General features: G+C 59.9%; 21 protein-coding genes. 13 read left to right on the forward strand and 8 right to left on the reverse strand.

All coding sequences use genetic code 11. From position 1 onward, the window contains the following. The 3 genes from BGI27_RS15340 to serS form a co-directional block, all read right to left on the reverse strand. Positions 1-107, reverse strand: a 107-nt coding sequence (locus BGI27_RS15340; protein WP_141239830.1) for a transposase, incomplete at its 3' end; no start/stop codon positions are given. Beyond that, positions 100-816: a hypothetical protein gene (locus BGI27_RS15345; protein WP_095525696.1), complete on the reverse strand. Its 717-nt coding sequence runs from the start codon at positions 814-816 to the stop codon at positions 100-102. The genes BGI27_RS15340 and BGI27_RS15345, both read right to left, overlap by 8 nt. 266 nt (positions 817-1,082) lie before the next feature. Continuing rightward, positions 1,083-2,366, reverse strand: a complete 1,284-nt coding sequence (gene serS, locus BGI27_RS15350) for a serine--tRNA ligase (protein WP_095525697.1) — start codon at positions 2,364-2,366, stop codon at positions 1,083-1,085. 281 nt (positions 2,367-2,647) lie between these two features. On the opposite strand from serS, the gene BGI27_RS15355 reads away from it, so the two are divergent. Beyond that, a complete protein-coding gene (locus BGI27_RS15355) occupies positions 2,648-2,914 on the forward strand; it encodes a hypothetical protein (protein WP_095525698.1) in 267 nt (88 codons plus the stop codon). A gap of 99 nt (positions 2,915-3,013) precedes the next feature. Here the strand turns inward: BGI27_RS15355 and BGI27_RS15360 are convergent, their stop codons facing one another. From BGI27_RS15360 to BGI27_RS15370, 3 genes are all read right to left on the reverse strand, one after another. Then, a complete protein-coding gene (locus BGI27_RS15360) occupies positions 3,014-4,321 on the reverse strand; it encodes a replication-associated recombination protein A (protein ID WP_095525699.1) in 1,308 nt (435 codons plus the stop codon). Between the two features lie 5 nt (positions 4,322-4,326). Continuing rightward, positions 4,327-5,421 carry a tRNA 2-thiouridine(34) synthase MnmA gene (mnmA, locus tag BGI27_RS15365; protein ID WP_095525714.1) on the reverse strand — a complete coding sequence of 365 codons (1,095 nt, stop codon included), beginning with the start codon at positions 5,419-5,421 and terminating at the stop codon, positions 4,327-4,329. An 88-nt stretch (positions 5,422-5,509) separates the two neighbouring features. After that, positions 5,510-5,959 (reverse strand): NUDIX hydrolase, encoded by a 450-nt coding sequence (locus BGI27_RS15370; protein WP_095525700.1) that lies wholly within the window; start codon positions 5,957-5,959, stop codon positions 5,510-5,512. Between the two features lie 139 nt (positions 5,960-6,098). Between BGI27_RS15370 and BGI27_RS15375 the strand changes: the two genes are divergently transcribed. The 7 genes from BGI27_RS15375 to BGI27_RS15405 all read left to right on the forward strand — a co-directional run bounded on the left by BGI27_RS15375 (position 6,099) and on the right by BGI27_RS15405 (position 11,046). After that, positions 6,099-7,019, forward strand: coding sequence for a branched-chain amino acid transaminase (locus BGI27_RS15375; protein WP_095525701.1), 921 nt, complete (start codon positions 6,099-6,101; stop codon positions 7,017-7,019). Positions 7,020-7,156: 137 nt separating this feature from the next. Continuing rightward, on the forward strand, positions 7,157-7,882 hold the full coding sequence (locus BGI27_RS15380; protein WP_095525702.1) for an SIMPL domain-containing protein: 726 nt from the start codon (positions 7,157-7,159) through the stop codon (positions 7,880-7,882). Between the two features lie 41 nt (positions 7,883-7,923). Further along, positions 7,924-8,121: a zinc-finger domain-containing protein gene (locus BGI27_RS15385; RefSeq protein ID WP_095525703.1), complete on the forward strand. Its 198-nt coding sequence runs from the start codon at positions 7,924-7,926 to the stop codon at positions 8,119-8,121. 6 nt (positions 8,122-8,127) lie between these two features. Next, the gene (gene waaF, locus BGI27_RS15390; RefSeq protein ID WP_223871843.1) at positions 8,128-9,165 is read left to right on the forward strand and encodes a lipopolysaccharide heptosyltransferase II; all 1,038 of its coding nucleotides are present in this window, start codon (positions 8,128-8,130) and stop codon (positions 9,163-9,165) included. Continuing rightward, the gene (locus BGI27_RS15395; RefSeq protein ID WP_095525704.1) at positions 9,152-9,595 is read left to right on the forward strand and encodes a YiiD C-terminal domain-containing protein; all 444 of its coding nucleotides are present in this window, start codon (positions 9,152-9,154) and stop codon (positions 9,593-9,595) included. The genes waaF and BGI27_RS15395 overlap by 14 nt, the downstream gene beginning before the upstream one ends. A 31-nt stretch (positions 9,596-9,626) precedes the next feature. Beyond that, on the forward strand, positions 9,627-10,058 hold the full coding sequence (locus tag BGI27_RS15400) for a YybH family protein (protein ID WP_095525705.1): 432 nt from the start codon (positions 9,627-9,629) through the stop codon (positions 10,056-10,058). A gap of 31 nt (positions 10,059-10,089) precedes the next feature. After that, positions 10,090-11,046: a hydrolase gene (locus BGI27_RS15405; protein WP_095525706.1), complete on the forward strand. Its 957-nt coding sequence runs from the start codon at positions 10,090-10,092 to the stop codon at positions 11,044-11,046. Between the two features lie 2 nt (positions 11,047-11,048). On the opposite strand, the gene BGI27_RS15410 is transcribed toward BGI27_RS15405, so the two are convergent. After that, positions 11,049-11,255, reverse strand: a complete 207-nt coding sequence (locus BGI27_RS15410; RefSeq protein ID WP_095525707.1) for a hypothetical protein — start codon at positions 11,253-11,255, stop codon at positions 11,049-11,051. 145 nt (positions 11,256-11,400) lie between these two features. Between BGI27_RS15410 and BGI27_RS15415 the strand changes: the two genes are divergently transcribed. Beyond that, complete coding sequence (locus BGI27_RS15415) at positions 11,401-11,988, forward strand: LOG family protein (protein WP_095525708.1); 588 nt, start codon at positions 11,401-11,403, stop codon at positions 11,986-11,988. A 3-nt stretch (positions 11,989-11,991) separates the two neighbouring features. On the opposite strand, the gene BGI27_RS15420 is transcribed toward BGI27_RS15415, so the two are convergent. Continuing rightward, positions 11,992-12,474 (reverse strand): DUF3617 domain-containing protein, encoded by a 483-nt coding sequence (locus tag BGI27_RS15420; RefSeq protein WP_170943073.1) that lies wholly within the window; start codon positions 12,472-12,474, stop codon positions 11,992-11,994. A gap of 199 nt (positions 12,475-12,673) precedes the next feature. Between BGI27_RS15420 and trxA the strand changes: the two genes are divergently transcribed. The 4 genes from trxA to BGI27_RS15440 all read left to right on the forward strand — a co-directional run bounded on the left by trxA (position 12,674) and on the right by BGI27_RS15440 (position 16,542). Beyond that, positions 12,674-13,000, forward strand: a complete 327-nt coding sequence (trxA, locus tag BGI27_RS15425; protein ID WP_095525710.1) for a thioredoxin — start codon at positions 12,674-12,676, stop codon at positions 12,998-13,000. A gap of 245 nt (positions 13,001-13,245) precedes the next feature. Next, on the forward strand, positions 13,246-14,502 hold the full coding sequence (gene rho / locus BGI27_RS15430) for a transcription termination factor Rho (RefSeq protein WP_095525711.1): 1,257 nt from the start codon (positions 13,246-13,248) through the stop codon (positions 14,500-14,502). Between the two features lie 90 nt (positions 14,503-14,592). Next, positions 14,593-14,802, forward strand: a complete 210-nt coding sequence (gene rpmE / locus BGI27_RS15435; RefSeq protein WP_095525712.1) for a 50S ribosomal protein L31 — start codon at positions 14,593-14,595, stop codon at positions 14,800-14,802. 108 nt (positions 14,803-14,910) lie between these two features. Beyond that, positions 14,911-16,542 carry an ArnT family glycosyltransferase gene (locus BGI27_RS15440; RefSeq protein ID WP_095525713.1) on the forward strand — a complete coding sequence of 544 codons (1,632 nt, stop codon included), beginning with the start codon at positions 14,911-14,913 and terminating at the stop codon, positions 16,540-16,542. The last annotated feature ends 130 nt before the right edge of the window (positions 16,543-16,672 follow it).

Below are 16,672 nucleotides of genomic sequence, written 5' to 3' on the forward strand. Positions count from 1 at the left end.
ATGCTCACATCCAGTCGCCCGGCAACGTCCGCAACGCTATGTCCGCGATCGGTCACTTGCTTGACCGCTTCAATCTTGAACTCTTCCGTGTATCGCTTGCTACTCATAGACACCTCCACTTGGTTGCCAGCTTAAGGCTTCGAAGTGTCTAGTGAACCGGGGGCGATTCATACTGCCCAGCGCAACGAAGCCCAGAAAGAAAGCCGAAACCAGTCCGCTCAGCAGCAAGCCCAGCACCAGCTTCGTCAATACCTGCCAGGGATGGCTGCGCGCGATGCGCCAGGCGGCGTTGAAGGCCAGCAACACGCCGTGCCCATCCCATACCGCGGGCGCCGCAAGGCTGGCCATGATGGTTGCCGCCAAGGCCGCTAGGGAAAACAGGAATACCAGGACCGGTACACCGGCTGTCAACAGAATGGCCCCGACAAAGGGAATCTTGCAGATCAGCAGGTAAACGGCAGCAATGACGAACAGCGCCAGATAAAGCGCCACCACCATCAGGCTGATCACCAGCAGACGCGGTAAGGTCTGCAGGCCAGCGTTGAAATACTCCACCAGGGGCCGCTGCTCCCGTCCACGGGCCTGGTCCAGCAAGCTGACGCCTGCGCCACACAGACCGACGGCAAACACGACCACGGCAGGCAGCACGAACAGCAACAGTGCCCACTGCCCCATGGCTGCCCCGCTACCTGCAATCAGGCCGGCGATGATGGCTGCCAGGGCGACGATCAACAGCGCCTTGCGATTGGAGAGCACTTCCACCGCGCGGAACACCGAATAACGTTCCTGTCCGGCAAGACTGACAAGCGTGTGCATACCTCCGGTTTGAATGGGCCTGGCCGGAGTCCGGGACCTTCACCCCACGACTGCCGGCCTTTGGGCAAGACGAAACTGCTTACAACTGTTGTGCGCAGCCAAGGGTTCTCAGAACCTAGCGAGAGACCATCAGCGGGGGCCTAGGCAGCAAAAAGCGGAGCGCTGCTCTGCGCTGCCGCAGCCGGTTTGCTGTGCAAAGCAAACCGTGGAAAAGAGCAGCGCAGGAACCCCGATCACGGACTCGCAGTAAGACTATGAACAGGTTATCAGGGACGCAGCACTTCGAGCCCGCCCATGTAGGGGCGCAGCGCTTCGGGTACGGCAACAGATCCATCCGCCTGCTGATAGTTCTCCAGGATCGCCACCAGCGTACGCCCCACTGCCAGACCAGAACCGTTGAGCGTATGCACGAGTTCGTTCTTGCCCGCCTCGTTCTTGAAGCGGGCCTGCATGCGGCGCGCCTGGAAGGCTTCGCAGTTGGAGACGGAAGAAATCTCGCGATAGGTGCCCTGCGCCGGCAGCCAGACTTCCAGGTCGTAGGTCCTGGCAGCGGAGAAGCCCATGTCTCCAGTACAGAGCGCCACCACACGATAAGGCAGGTCCAGCTTCTGCAGCACAGCCTCGGCATTGGTCACCATTTCTTCCAGCGCGGCATGACTGTCTTCCGGCTTGGTGATGCGCACCATCTCGACCTTGTCGAACTGGTGCTGACGGATCATGCCCTTGGTGTCACGCCCGTAGCTGCCGGCTTCGGAGCGGAAGCATGGCGTATGCGCGGTGAGCTTGAGCGGCAGCTCCTCCGCCTTGAGGATCGTGTCCTTTACGGTATTGGTGAGCGAGATCTCCGAAGTGGAGATCAGATACTGCGTCTGCCCATCCTCGCCGCCGCGCTCGACACGAAACATGTCCTCAGCAAACTTGGGCAGCTGGCCCGTGCCGAAAAGTACATCCGGATTCACGATATAGGGCGTGTAGCACTCGGTATATCCATGCTCCTGGGTCTGCGTATCGAGCATCAACTGTGCAATGGCGCGGTGCAGCCTGGCCATGCCCCCTTTGAGGAAGGAGAAACGCGCGCCGGAAAGCTTGGCTGCGGTATCGAAATCCAGGCCCAAAGGTTCACCCACATCAGCGTGGTCCTTGACCATGAAATCGAACGCACGCGGCGTACCCCAGCGACGCACTTCCACATTGCCGGATTCGTCCCTGCCGACCGGTACGGAAGAATCCGGCAGATTCGGAATGCGCGCTAGGAAATCATTGAGCTCGCCCTGAAGCGTAGCCAGCCTGGCCTCACAAGCCTTCAGTTCGTCGCCCAGGCCGCCGACCTCCGCCATCACCGCAGAAGCATCCTCTCCCTTGCCCTTGAGCATACCGATCTGCTTGGACAAGGCATTCCGCCTCGATTGCAGATCCTGCGTACGGGTCTGCAACTGCTTGCGCTCCTCCTCCAGCCGCTGAAAAGCCGCCACATCAAGAGTGAAGTTGCGGCTGGCCAGACGCTGGGCCACGGTTTCAAGCTGAGTGCGAAGAAGCTGGATGTCGAGCATAGTGGTTGGACGAACGGGTAAAAATTTGAAGCGCGCAGTTTACACGAGGCAGACAAAGCCGGCGGACGCTGCTGCGACGCAACACCGAGATATCAGGCTGAGTCTGATCACGCCCGCCAGGCTCGGCCGCGACGAACGATTGAAATGTGCCATGGCACATCGGCTTGCGCATAGGCGGAGAAAACTGGCTTTCTCGATCTCATCAACTAGCGTGGAAAGTGCAGTAGCCCCGAAACCGGCGCGGATCTTCCCGCCGCCACTCACCAGACAAGGAGCCCGAGATGCTGGCCATGCGAGACTGCCTTGATTATTGCGACCTGACCGAAGACACGGTCAGCCTGTTCGCCGAGCACGAGCACATCCCTGAAGAAATCGCCGGACCATTGATCTGCGGTCTGGTGCAGACGGACGATGGGGTGGAAGTGCTGTGCGCCTGCCTGAGTGATCTGGTTTCCGACGCCATAACCCATGGCGCGCTGGAGAAAGCCCAGCATGTACTGCAGGTGTACGCCGAATTCCGGGCCACCCATCCGCAAACATTGCATTGAAAAACGGTTGCGACACGACAATCGGTTCGTCGAAAACCATGATCGGCCCGCGAAAGCCCCGGAATGGTGGGATCCCGCGTTCCGGGAAGCTTGCCGGATTCAGTCAGCCTTGTCCGCCTCTTCATCGAGGCGGCGCAGAAAGGCCATCTTCTCGGCGATCTTCACTTCCAGACCGCGCGGCACTGGCTGGTACCAGTGCGGCTCAGGGATACCCTCGGGCAGGTAGGTTTCACCGGCGGCGTAAGCGTGCGGCTCGTCGTGCGCATAGCGATAGGCCTTGCCGTAGCCCAGTTCTTTCATGAGCTTGGTCGGCGCATTGCGCAGGTGCACAGGAACCTCGCGGCTCTTGTCCTGCTTCACGAAGCTTCGCGCCGAGTTGTAGGCGTTGTAGCCAGCGTTGCTTTTCGCCGTGATGGCCAGGTAGATCACTGCCTGCCCCAATGCCAGCTCGCCCTCCGGTGACCCCAGCCGTTCGAAGGTGGCGGCTGCATCGTTGGCGATCTGCATGGCGCGCGGATCGGCAAGACCGATGTCTTCCCAGGCCATGCGGACGATGCGCCGGGCGAGATAACGTGGATCGGCGCCACCATCGAGCATGCGACACAACCAATACAGGGCAGCATCCGGATTCGAGCCGCGCACAGATTTATGCAACGCCGAGATCTGGTCGTAAAAATTGTCGCCGCCCTTGTCGAAACGCCGTGCGTTAAGTGTCAGGGCCTCCTGCACAAACTCTGCCGTCGCTTCGCTGATCCCGGCAGCCTGCGCTGCAGCGCCGGTCTGCTCCACCAGGTTGAGCAGGCGTCGCGCATCGCCATCGGCATACCCCACCAGGGTGTCCAGCGCCTTTTCCTGCAACCCGAGCCAGGGCAAATGCTTTTCCAGCGCACGCCGCACCAGCTGGCGCAGGTCGTCTTCTCCGAGCGACTGAAGCACATAGACCTGGGCGCGCGAAAGCAGCGCGGAATTGACCTCGAAGGATGGGTTTTCGGTCGTGGCTCCGATGAAGGTCACCAGACCGGATTCGGCATAGGGCAGCAACGCATCCTGCTGAGCCTTGTTGAAACGATGGATTTCGTCGACGAAGAGAATCGTATGCTGGTCTCGTGCCAGATTCTGCTCGGCTTCTTCCATCGCTGCACGAATATCCTTCACGCCAGAAAACACGGCAGAGAGTGCGATGAACTCGCACTTGAAGGCTTTTGCTGTCAGGCGCGCCAAAGTGGTCTTGCCCACCCCCGGCGGCCCCCACAGGATCATCGAGTGCGGCTTTCCGGATGCGAAAGCCAGGCGTAGCGGTTTGCCCGGCCCCAACAGATGGGCCTGACCGATGACCTCGTCCAGCGTCTTCGGACGCAGGGCTTCGGCCAGGGGCGGTACAGGCTCGCGACTGAACAGGTCTGCCATGGGATTCAGACGATGATGCCGCCGCCCAGGCAGACGCGGCTTTCATACACCACGACGGATTGCCCCGGCGTCAGTGCCCATTGCGGCGCGGCAAAGCCGATACGGACATGATCTCCCTCCAGCAGCTCGAGGCTGCATGGTTGATCCGGCGTGCGGTAGCGCGGTTTGGCGGTATAGACCCAGTTCGTGCGCGGCGCGCGGCCTGCGATCCAGTTCAGATCCTCGGCATCGAGCTCGCCCCGCAGCAGCGCCGGATGGTCATGCCCCTGCACTACGTACAGCACATTGGCCTTCATGTCCTTGGCGGCCACATACCAGGCCTCGTGCTCTCCAGCAACGTCGTTTCCCTTGATGCCGCCGATGTTGAGCCCCTTGCGCTGGCCGATGGTGTGATACATCAGCCCCTGGTGTTCCCCGAGCACACGCTCGTCGTCCAGTGACCGGATCTCGCCTGGCTTGGTGGGCAGATAACGCATCAGGAACTCCCGGAACGGCCGTTCCCCGATAAAACAGATACCGGTCGAATCCTTCTTCGCAGCCACCGGCAACCCGGCACGCTCGGCGATCTCGCGTACCTCGCGCTTGTAGATGTCGCTCAGTGGAAATATCGCCTTGGAGAGCTGCGCCTGGTTCAAGCGATAAAGGAAGTAGCTCTGATCCTTGGTGCCATCGTCAGCCTTGAGCAATTGATACTCGATGCGACCGTCGTTTTCGAAGGCACGCACCCCAGCGTAATGGCCGGTGGCAATCTTCTCCGCGCCCAGATCCATCGCATGGTCCAGGAAGGCGCGAAACTTGATCTCGCTGTTGCACAGGATGTCTGGATTCGGCGTGCGGCCAGCCTCGTATTCGCGCAGGAAATCGGCGAACACGCGATCCTTGTATTCCTTGCTGAAATTCACGACTTCCAGGTCGATGCCCAGCACGTCGCACACAGAAGCCACGTCGATGAGATCCTGCCTCGTGGAGCAGTATTCACCATCGTCGTCATCTTCCCAGTTCTTCATGAAAAGGCCAGTCACTGCATAGCCCTGCTGCTTCAGCAACAGCGCCGCCACCGCGGAATCCACCCCGCCGGACATGCCGACGACGACCTTCATGCCTTGTCCATCCATTTTTATTCCTTCTTGAGTGACAGGTGATGCGCCACCTGGCCATCACCCACTGTCACGTATTGCCCGCCGCATGTCACACCCAGGACCGGACCAGATCCAACGGAAAACGATGGCCGGCCAGATAGTCCTCAAGACACTGCATCACCATCGGGCTACGCAGCCGGAGCGGCTCGGCTCGCAATTCCTCCGGGTTGAGCCAGGCAGCCCGGATGATGCCTTCGTCCAGTGCCCGCCCCTGCTCCTCACCCAACAGCCGGCAGGCAAAAACGAAGCGCAGATAGGTGATCGCCCCATCTGGCCGTGTCCATTGATAAATGCCGACCAGCGAATCCACGCGCACATGGTGGGCAGTTTCCTCCAGCGTCTCGCGCACGCAGGCGTCAGCCAGGGATTCGTGCTCTTCCAGGTGACCGGCAGGCTGGTTGAGACGCACACCATCCACGGTGTGTTCCTCGACCATCAGGAACTGCCCGCTGTGCTCGACGATGGCCGCCACGGTGACGTGCGGTTTCCAGGTGGACATGCTGCAATCCGATCCGACCAAAGACGCTGATTGTAGCCTCAAGCCGGGCTTTCATCCCCTCCGCCCCCAAGGCAAGCGTTCCGGTTTGGTTTAGAATTCCACGCTTCCCTAAACAGTTTCCTACTGCGGAGTTGTTCTCATGTCGATGGCTGATCGCGACGGTTTCATCTGGATGGACGGCAAGCTGGTGCCTTGGCGCGAAGCCACCACGCACGTCCTGACTCATTCCCTGCACTATGGCCTTTCCGTGTTTGAAGGCGTGCGGGCCTACAAGACCGAGCGTGGCACGGCCATCTTCCGCCTCAAAGAGCACACTGATCGCCTGTTCACCTCGGCACACATCTATCAGATGAAGATGCCGTACGACAAGGAAACGATCAACGAAGCCCAGAAGGAAGTCGTCCGCGCCAACAAGCTCGAGTCCTGCTACCTGCGTCCGATCGCCTTCTATGGTTCGGAGAAGATGGGCGTGTCTCCGCGTGGTGCCGCCGTGCACGTGGCCATCGCAGCCTGGCCCTGGGGCGCCTACCTGGGTGCCGAAGGTCTGGAAAAAGGCATTCGCGTGAAGGTCTCTTCCTACATGCGCTCGCATGTGAACGTAAACATGCCGCGTGCCAAGCTTGCCGCCACCTACGCAAACTCGATCCTTGCCAACATGGAAGCCACCCAGGATGGCTACGACGAGGCAATCCTGCTCGACACCCAGGGCTTCGTGGCCGAAGGCTCCGGCGAAAACCTTTTCGTGATCAAGGATGGCGTGATCTGGGAACCGGAAATCGCCGCTGCGCTGACCGGCATCACTCGCAGCACTATCCATACGCTGGCACACGAACTGGGCTATGAAGTACGTTCGCGCCGCATCACGCGCGACGATCTCTACATCGCCGACGAACTCTTCTTCACCGGCACCGCCGCCGAAGTCACGCCGATCCGCGAAGTGGACAACCGCAAGATCGGTGAAGGCAAGCGCGGGCCGATCACCGCCGCCATCCAGGCCCGCTACTTTGACCTGGTCAACGGCAAGCTGCCCGAACACGACTCCTGGCTGCACTACGTCTGATCCACAATGTGGCAGGCCTCAAGGCCTGCCACGCCTCCGCCTCGGAGGATGCACATGAGGCTCTCTGAGAGCAAGCCCGGCGACTTTCGTATCGACAATTCCAGCAACATCCCGCGGATATCAGTTACGAGGTTTTCATGAGCGATTTGCGTATCGGCGCGGTCTCTGCGCTGCTGATTTCGGTTGGCGTAGCACTCGGCGGCTGGTGGATCGGCCAGGGCATCGAACGTTTTCGCATGGCGGATCGCTCGATTACGGTCAAAGGGCTGGCAGAAAAGGATGTAAAGAGCGATTACGCCACTTGGACCGTGTCCTTCCGGCGTGGAGGCAACGAGTTCGGCGCGGTGCAGAAAAGTCTCAGCGAGGATCGGACCCGTGTCGTCGCATTTCTGCACGAGCAGGGCTTCAACGACAAAGAAATCGAAATCCGCCCACTACAGGTTCAGGATCTCTACGCTCGGGAATGGGGCTCCAGCAACATGCCGCTTCGCTTCAACGGCCAGGGGCAGATCACGGTGAAGTCGGCACGCGTGGATGCAGTCGCCCAGGCAGCAACCAGAATCGACCCGCTGATCCAGGCGGGAATCCAGCTATCCGGTGACGAGAGCAATGGCGGTCCGCGCTATCAACTGCGTGGTTTCAATGAAATCAAAAGCGTCTTGCTTGAGCAGGCCACGAAGAATGCACGTGAGCAAGCCACAAAATTCGCCACGGATGCAGGTGCAGCATTGGGCACGCTGAAGAATGCCAATCAAGGCGTCATCCGGGTGCTGGATGATGATGACGGCGAGATGGAATCTGGCCGCACACTCAACAAACGCTTGCGCGTGGTCAGCACCTTTGAATACAGCCTGGCACCTTGAGCCAGACTGGAAACGCACAACGCCCCCATCAGGAGAGTTCCATGGCAGAGAACACCGACAAGAATCAACCAATCGCCGTCGAAGCCAAAGATCTGCCGCTGCATTGTCCGCAGCCTGATGCGCCGCTATGGGCGCGCCATCCGCGCGTATTCCTGGATGTCGCACAGTCTGGAGAGGCGAAGTGTCCGTACTGCGGTGCGCAGTATGTACTGCGTGGCGAGGGGCCTAAGGGACACTGATTCACCGTGGCTGCGATTCCTGCAAACCTTGGGCGCTTGCTGATCGTCGCCCCCTCCTGGATTGGCGACACGGTAGCGGCGCAGACCCTGTTCATGCGCCTGCGCGAAAAGTACCCCAGCACAGTCATCGATGCTTTGGCGCCCCCTTGGGTGGCTGCTGTGTTGCGTGCCATGCCAGAGATAGACGGCGAAGTGCTGGACAACCCATTCGCTCACGGCCAACTGCGGTTGAAGAAACGCTGGGCCTTGGCGCGACAGTTGAGGCAACGCAACTATGACGCGGCCTATGTATTACCCAACTCCTTGAAGTCCGCCTTGATTCCAGCCTTTGCCGGCATCCCACACCGTGTCGGCTTTACCGGCGAGACCCGCTACGGCCTCATCAATGTCCGCCATACGCTGGATAAACAGGCCACGCCGCTGCAGGTGGAACGCTACGCAATCCTCGCCGAAGCACCAGGCAACGCTCTGCCCCGCCCCTACCCCCTGCCAGCCCTGCAGGCAGGCGCGACACAGATCGCCAGCACGCTGGATGGGCTCGGGCTGAATGCGGCCCCTCTGCCCGTAATCTTCTGCCCGGGCGCTGAGTTCGGTCCGGCCAAACGCTGGCCAGAAACTCACTTCGCTGCACTGGCACGTTCCCTGGGAGCACTGGGTATTCCGGTCTGGCTGCTGGGCTCCAAGAAGGACGCCGCAGTAGGAGAGGAAATCGCCAGACTGGCCGAGGGTGCGACACGCAATCTGTGCGGCATCACGAATCTGTCACAGGCGATCCATCTGCTCGCCATGGCGCGGCACGTGGTCACCAACGATTCCGGCCTGATGCACGTGGCGGCCGCGCTGGGTACCCCGCTGACAGCCCTGTTCGGCTCTTCCAGTCCCGGCTATACCCCGCCGCTATCCGACAAGGCTCAAGTGATCTCGCTGGCGCTTTCCTGCAGCCCCTGTTTCAAGCGCGAGTGCCCACTGGGCCATCTGGACTGCCTGCGTGGCATTACGCCGGAACGGATCGCTGCAAGCATCCTCCACGATGACGGCCGCTGAACTCCAGCAATATCTGCACACACACATTCCGCTGTCCGCCGCAATGCAGGTGATGGTGCAGCATGCCAGCGCAGATATGGTCGAATTGCAGGCGCCTCTGGAACCCAACGTGAATCATCGCGGCACGGCCTTCGGCGGCAGTATCGCCACTTTGGCCACACTGGCGGGCTGGAGCCTGCTGCGCATACGCCTGGATGGGATGGAGCCGCTGCCACATCTGGTCATCCAGCACCAGGAGATGCATTTCAGTGCCCCCATCATCGGACCGCTGCTGACCCGCGCACGTTTTCCAGCTGGAACAGACTGGGCGGCCTTTCTCGCAATGCTTGAAAACAGGGGGCGCGCCCGCCTGCAACTGACGGCCGAGGTGCTCTCCGGCACACAGCCGGCGGCCAGAATGGAAGGCCTGTTCGTTGCCTTGAAGGTGTAGCATTGCGCCCTCCGTCAAGTTGCCCGGGCGCATGAACAAACCCATATTCCCCACGCCAGAAGATGCAGAGCAGGCCTTCTACGATGCCTTCGGTCGCAGCGATCTGGAGGCACTGATGGCCGTCTGGAGTGAAGACGACGAGACCGTCTGCGTTCATCCCGGCGGCTCGCGCTTCACGGGCCTGGCGGCGATCCGTGAGTCCTGGAAGCAACTGTTTGCCACTGGAATGAAGTTCCGCATCCAGCTCAGCCACCCGGTAAAGACGCATTCGATGCTGATGGCCGTGCACTGCGTGCTGCAGCACATCACCGTGGAAGACGATGACAACATCGCACCTCCTTTGATCACCACCAACGTCTTCGTTCGTGGCGCGCACGGCTGGCAGTTGCTCACTCATCACACTTCTCCCGCGCCGGACACCAACGGTCTGCTGCTGCAAGATACGCCGCACGTCGTCCATTAAGCTCCCTGCGTTCGCGTCGCAACGACATCGCATGAAGTACGCTGCTCCCACCTGGCTCAAGGGTGCCCACGCCCAGACGATCTGGCCCCTGCTCATCAAGGGGCCGCTGCCGCACTTCACCCGCAAGCGCTGGAAGACGCCGGACGAAGACTTCATCGACCTGGACTTTCTGCCCCACCGTGAAGGCAAACCACTGGTGGTGCTTTTTCATGGACTGGAAGGTTCAAGCCGCAGCCATTACGCGCGTGCCCTGATGCGTCTGCTGGAAGATGAAGAATGGAACGGCGTGGTGGTACATTTTCGCGGCTGCTCGGGGCATCCCAACCGGCTGCCACGCGCCTACCACTCAGGCGATGCGGACGAGATCGACTGGATCCTGCGCCGCTTCGCGCGCAAATACAGCGGCATCCCGCGCTATGCGGTCGGCTTCTCGCTCGGAGCCAATGCCCTGCTGTGCTGGCTCGGCAGCCGACGCGAATCCGCAAAAAACCTGCTCAGCGGAGCTGCCGCAGTCTCTGCACCACTGGACCTTTTCGCCGCCGGCCACCATTTGGCACAGGGCTTCAACCAGATCTACACACGACATTTTCTGAGCAGCATGCGGCGTATGGCGGCACAAAAAGCACGCTCTTTCCCAGGCAGATTCGATGCGCTGAAGGTGAGCCAGGCACGTACGTTGGAAGATTTCGACGAGGCTTACACCGCGCCGTTACATGGCTTCAGAAGTGCGGAAGACTATTGGCGCCGTGCTTCAGCCAAGCCATTGCTGAGCTCCATCCGCTTGCCCACGCTGGTGCTGAATGCGCGCAACGATCCGTTCCTGCCGCCCCATGCGCTACCCGCGCAGGATCAGGTCTCTGGATATGTCCGGCTGGAGATCCCGGACGAAGGCGGCCACGTTGGCTTTGTCACCGGCACGTTTCCCGGCCATCTGGACTGGCTGCCGATGCGTCTGCTGCGTTTTTTCCGCAAGACAGATAGCGACTAGGATCACGCGAAGGTGTTGATCACACCGCCTGGCTGACCCGGTGTGACGGGCTGGGGAGCCTGCTCCTGTTGTGCCTGAACCACGGCCTCGGCCTGCGCCTGAAGCAACTGCAAAGCCTGATCGGATTGCACTTCGGTGGCACGACGCAGTACTTCAAGCTGAACCTGACTCTGTGCCGAAGCATTGGACACGGCAGAGGTGGAACTCATGGCGGACTCCAGAAAAAGCGACGCTCTCCGCCATGATAGCCCTCTGGCTTGAAAAACCCAGGTCACGACAACCCGCATTGCGGGATGGGTTGTCGGGGAAAGCAGCCTTGACTAAGCTTGTTCCCCTTTCTACTGCCTATCCGCTATGAAATCCATCTGTGTCTTCTGTGGTGCCACCGCTGGCACCGACCCGGCCTATCGCGAAGCAGCCCGTGCATTCGGAGAAACTCTGGCGCGGGAAGATCTGGGGCTGGTCTGGGGGGGTGGGCACGTCGGGCTGATGGGCGTGGTGGCCGATGCTGTGCATGCGGGCCACGGCCGCAGCTTCGGGGTGATTCCAGGTTTCATGGTCGAGCGCGAACTGGCCCATCCATTTGCAACCGAACTGCTGGTGGTCGAATCCATGCATGCCCGTAAGGCAGCAATGGCGGAGCGGGCAGGTGGATTCGTAGCATTGCCGGGGGGCATCGGCACGCTCGATGAACTGTTCGAAATCATGACCTGGGCCCAACTGCACATCCATGCAAAGCCTATTGGCCTGCTCAACGTAAAAGGATTTTTCGATCCACTGCTGGCGTTTCTGCGGCATCTGGTCGCACAGGGGTTCGTCAAACAGGCACACCTCGATCTGCTTAAGATCGCGGACGATCCAGCGACGTTACTGGCCCAGATGCGGCAACACCGTCCGCTGGAAGGCGACTGGATTGGCAAGCTGAAACCTGAGCAGGCCTGACTCTCAGTTGATTCTGCGACCGTTCATGAAGGTATCTCCCGGCTTTATGTCCGCCGGGCACTGCCCCAGATAGCGCATGTGGATCTGACTCTTGACCTCCGCCATGCCCGGCATCAGCGGCGGCTGTAGGCGCGTAACGCTATCCATCTGGTAGGCGGACTGGAGATCCCCAGCGATCTGGGTCTGGCTGACGATACTGATGCCTTGGCGCTGGCAGCGCGCCTGGAATTCCCAGTGCGTGGAGTCCACACGCCGGCCGTCCACCTTGCAATTGTCACCGCCCAGATCGCCCTGCATGGCTTTTTTCTGCAGTTCGGAATCCGTTCTTTCATCGATGCACTGGCGCAAGACTGCATGCCCCTCCGCCATGGAGCTGCTCATCTGCATCTCCCACAAGCCAGGCTTACGTGCGGGCATTTCCTGCGCATGGGAAACCATTGGCGAAATCAGTGCCGCCAGAATTACACCGAGCATTACCCTGACCATCGTTTTCTCCCTTCGGCGACATAGCAACCGATCATTTAGCAAGCTTATCCCTGGCAGACCGACGAACCAAGTCTGACGGTTTGGCCTGCGGTTGCTATGGCGTCGATAGCAGTGGGCTCGCTTTCCTGTTCGCGGTGTTTTGGATAGCATGGTCGCACCAGCCTGATGCATTCAGGCATTTTCATTTGTGAGGCCCCCAATGAGCGACAAGATCCTGACCATCACCGATGCCAATTTCGAAGAAGCCGTGTTGAAGTCCGAGCTGCCCGTACTCGTGGACTTTTGGGCCGAATGGTGTGGTCCGTGCAAGCACATCGCCCCCATTCTCGAAGAACTGGCCGGCGAATACGCTGGCCGCCTTGTGATCGGCAAAGTGAACGTGGATGACAACCGCACCGTTCCCGCCAGCTTCGGTATCCGCAGCATCCCGACGCTGATGCTGTTCAAGAACGGCAACGTCGAAGGCACCGAAGTCGGCGCTCGTCCGAAGAGCCATCTCGCAGCGTTCATCGACGCCCGCATCTGATTCACTTCCTGTTTGACAGGCCGGGACGGAATCGCTACAGTCCCGGCCCATCAGAACAGGCAACTCCATCCGTGAATGCTGCCTGCGCGCGGCTCCAAAGCGCTGCTTCAAACTCCCACTTGCTGTCACGCCTGTTGCTCCATTGCACGGCATCCCCGTGACACGCGGAACGCGTCTGGCGAATATCGCCATTTAGATCACACACGCACTCTTCCCGATATTCCTTTCCATTCAGGGTTCAGCCCATGCATCTGTCAGAGCTCAAGGCTCTTCACGTCAGCCAGCTCCTCGAAATGGCGCAAGCCAATGACATCGAGGGAGCCAACCGCCTGCGCAAACAGGAACTCGTCTTCGCTCTGCTGAAGAACCGTGCCAAAAAGGGCGAACCAATATTCGGCGACGGGGCCCTTGAGATCCTGCCCGATGGTTTCGGTTTCCTGCGCTCTCCCGATATTTCCTATCTGGCCGGCACGGATGACATCTATGTTTCCCCTTCCCAGATCCGCCGTTTTAATCTGCATACCGGCGACACCATCGAAGGCGAAATCCGCACCCCGAAGGATGGCGAACGTTATTTCGCGCTGGTAAAGCTCGACAAGATCAACGGCGAACCGCCTGAGAATGCCAAGCACAAGATCCTGTTCGAAAACCTCACGCCTCTGCATCCGAACAAGGTTTTCAAGCTTGAGCGTGAAATGCGGGGCGAAGAGAACATCACCAGCCGCGTAATCGACATGATCGCGCCCATCGGCAAGGGGCAGCGTGGCCTGCTGGTGGCACCGCCGAAATCCGGCAAGACGGTGATGCTGCAGCACATCGCACACGCCATCACAGCCAACCACCCAGAAGCCGTGCTGCTGGTGCTTCTGATTGATGAGCGCCCGGAAGAAGTCACGGAAATGCAGCGCTCCGTCAAGGGTGAGGTCGTGGCCTCCACCTTCGACGAACCTGCCACACGCCATGTGCAGGTGGCCGAAATGGTCATCGAGAAGGCCAAGCGGCTTGTCGAACACAAGCGTGACGTGATCATCCTGCTCGACTCGCTGACTCGTCTTGCCCGCGCCTATAACACCGTGGTGCCTGCATCTGGCAAGGTTCTCACCGGTGGCGTGGATGCCAACGCACTGCAAAAGCCCAAGCGCTTCTTCGGCGCCGCGCGCAACGTCGAGGAAGGCGGCTCGCTGACCATCATCGCCACAGCGCTGATCGATACCGGCAGCCGCATGGATGAAGTCATCTACGAAGAGTTCAAGGGTACCGGCAACATGGAGGTCCATCTGGATCGCCGTATGGCCGAAAAACGCATCTACCCCGCGATCAACGTCAATCGTTCGGGCACGCGCCGTGAGGAGCTGCTTATCGAACCCGCCGTACTGCAGAAGATCTGGGTATTGCGCAAACTGCTTTACGGCATGGACGATCTCGACGCGATGGATTTCCTGCTCGACAAGATCCGTCAGACTAAGAGCAACGCAGAATTCTTCGATGCTATGCGGCGCTGAGCGCTTGTCCTGACAAGCGATAGCTGCCATAATCGCGCGCTTTCATATCCGGGCGGTCACAACCGCCGCCCACGCAACAAGGAAACCATCATGAAAACCGAAGGCCATCCGAATTACGCCGACGTGCAAGTAACCTGCTCCTGCGGCAACAATTTCGTCACCCGCTCCGCACTGGGCAAGCCCTCCTATCACGTTGAAGTCTGCTCCGAATGCCACCCGTTCTGGACCGGCAAGCAGAAGATCGTCGATACCGCCGGTCGCGTTGAGCGCTTCCGCCAAAAGTACGGCACCAAGCGTTGATCAGGGCTTTGTAAGCTTGATGAAAAGGCAGCCAGATGGCTGCCTTTTTCATTTCATCCTCGGACACTTGGCCCTAAAATCCGCACACCGCTCACAGCCTCGGCCCTCATGTACTCAGCAGAATTCCCGAGCAGCAAACCTGCCATCCACGTCCCGAACTGGGCGCTCATCCTGCTGTTCATTGCCTATGCCCTGCCCGGCAATATCGGGCACGCACCCTGGCGCGGAGACGACGCGCTGCACATAGGCATCGCCTATGGCATGCTGCAGGACGGCCAATGGCTGACGCCCTCACTCGCAGGCCAGCCCTTCTATGACTGGCCACCACTGACATACTGGCTTGGCGCGCTCAGCGGGTTGTTGTTCGGCTGGCTGTTGCCGCTGCACGATGCAATCCGGCTGATCAACGTACCGGTGCTTGCACTGCTGATAGTCACCCTGCGTTTCACGGCGCGATCCCTCTACGGTCGTGAATCTGCCTCGGCAGCTGCCATGCTTGCCTTGGGCTCGTTGGGACTGCTGATTCATGCGCATGAAATGCAGCCGCTACTTCTGTTGAGCGCCTGCTTCTCGAGCACTCTGTATGGTCTTGTGGTCATGCGGGAAACGCCGTCCCGCGGCGCCTGGATCACATCCCTGGCCAGTGCGGGTAGCGTACTTTCCGGTGGCCTGCCCGGGTTGTTCCTCAGCCTGCCGTTGTGGCTGGCCGCATGGCTCTGCCTAGACCGCCGGGGGATGTTGCGTCTGGTATTGCCATTTCTTGCTCTGCTTTCGCTCTGGCCGTTCCTGCTTGCCATTTTTGCACCGGACTATCTGGGCAACTGGTGGTCGCGAGAGCTGTATGGCTCGGCCCCACACACTGGGCATCTGCAACGGGTCAACGATTTTGCCAATCTGGTAGGTTGGTTTACCTGGCCGTTATGGCCGGTTGCCGGCTGGCTGCTGTGGCGTCGCCGTCAACGCTTGCATGAATTTCTCTATGCACTGCCATTGGCCGCCGCTGTATTGGCGCTCTTGCTCGCTTTGAGTACTGGCAGCATGCGTCCGGCAAATATGCTGCCACTGCTTCCGCCTTTGATCCTGCTCGCAGCGGGTGAGTTGTGCCAGTTGCGCCGGGGGGCCGCCAACGCATTTGACTGGTTCGGCGTAAGCACCTTCACGCTGCTGGGCATTGGTCTCTGGCTCGCTTGGACAGCAATGCACTTCGGTTGGCCCGTACCACTGTCACGTAATGTACTGCGCCTGGTTCCAGGTTTCGATCCACAATGGTCCTGGCAGCAACTGACGCTGGCGCTCGTGCTCTCCATCGGCTGGCTGATCGCTATCCTGCGCCTGCCCTTCTTCCAGTTGCGTGGCGCAGTGCACTGGGCGCTTGGCGTTACCCTGATATGGGGCCTCGCCACTACGTTGTGGCTGAACTGGTTCGACTACGACAAGAATTACCAGGCTACAGCCCTGGATCTGCAGCGTGTCCTGACCCAGCAGCAGGCAACATGTGTCGAAAATCTCGGCGTGGGTGACAGCCAGCGAGCTGCGCTTTATTACTTCATCGGTCTGAAGCTCAAACCCGCGACCTCCTCATCCGACAGGAAAGCCTGTGCATTGGGATTGATGCACGCCAGCGGCGATCGTGTACTATCAGAGCTTTTACCCGGATGGGACAAAATCTGGGAAAAACGCCGCGGACGAGGGCGCTTTGCCGAACGTATTGCGCTATACCAACGCAATAGCAACCCTTAACTACATCTGGAGGTCTCTCGGATGGACGAACTCGTCGGGTTCGCAGCGGCTTTCTGCACCACAGCCGCGTTCATCCTGAATCGCCCCGGGTTTCCTAGACAGCCCCGAGCTTCATGAAATACTGTTTTTC

The sequence above is a fragment of the Candidatus Dactylopiibacterium carminicum genome (genome assembly GCF_014736495.1).
Taxonomy (GTDB): Bacteria; Pseudomonadota; Gammaproteobacteria; order Burkholderiales; family Rhodocyclaceae; genus Uliginosibacterium; species Uliginosibacterium carminicum.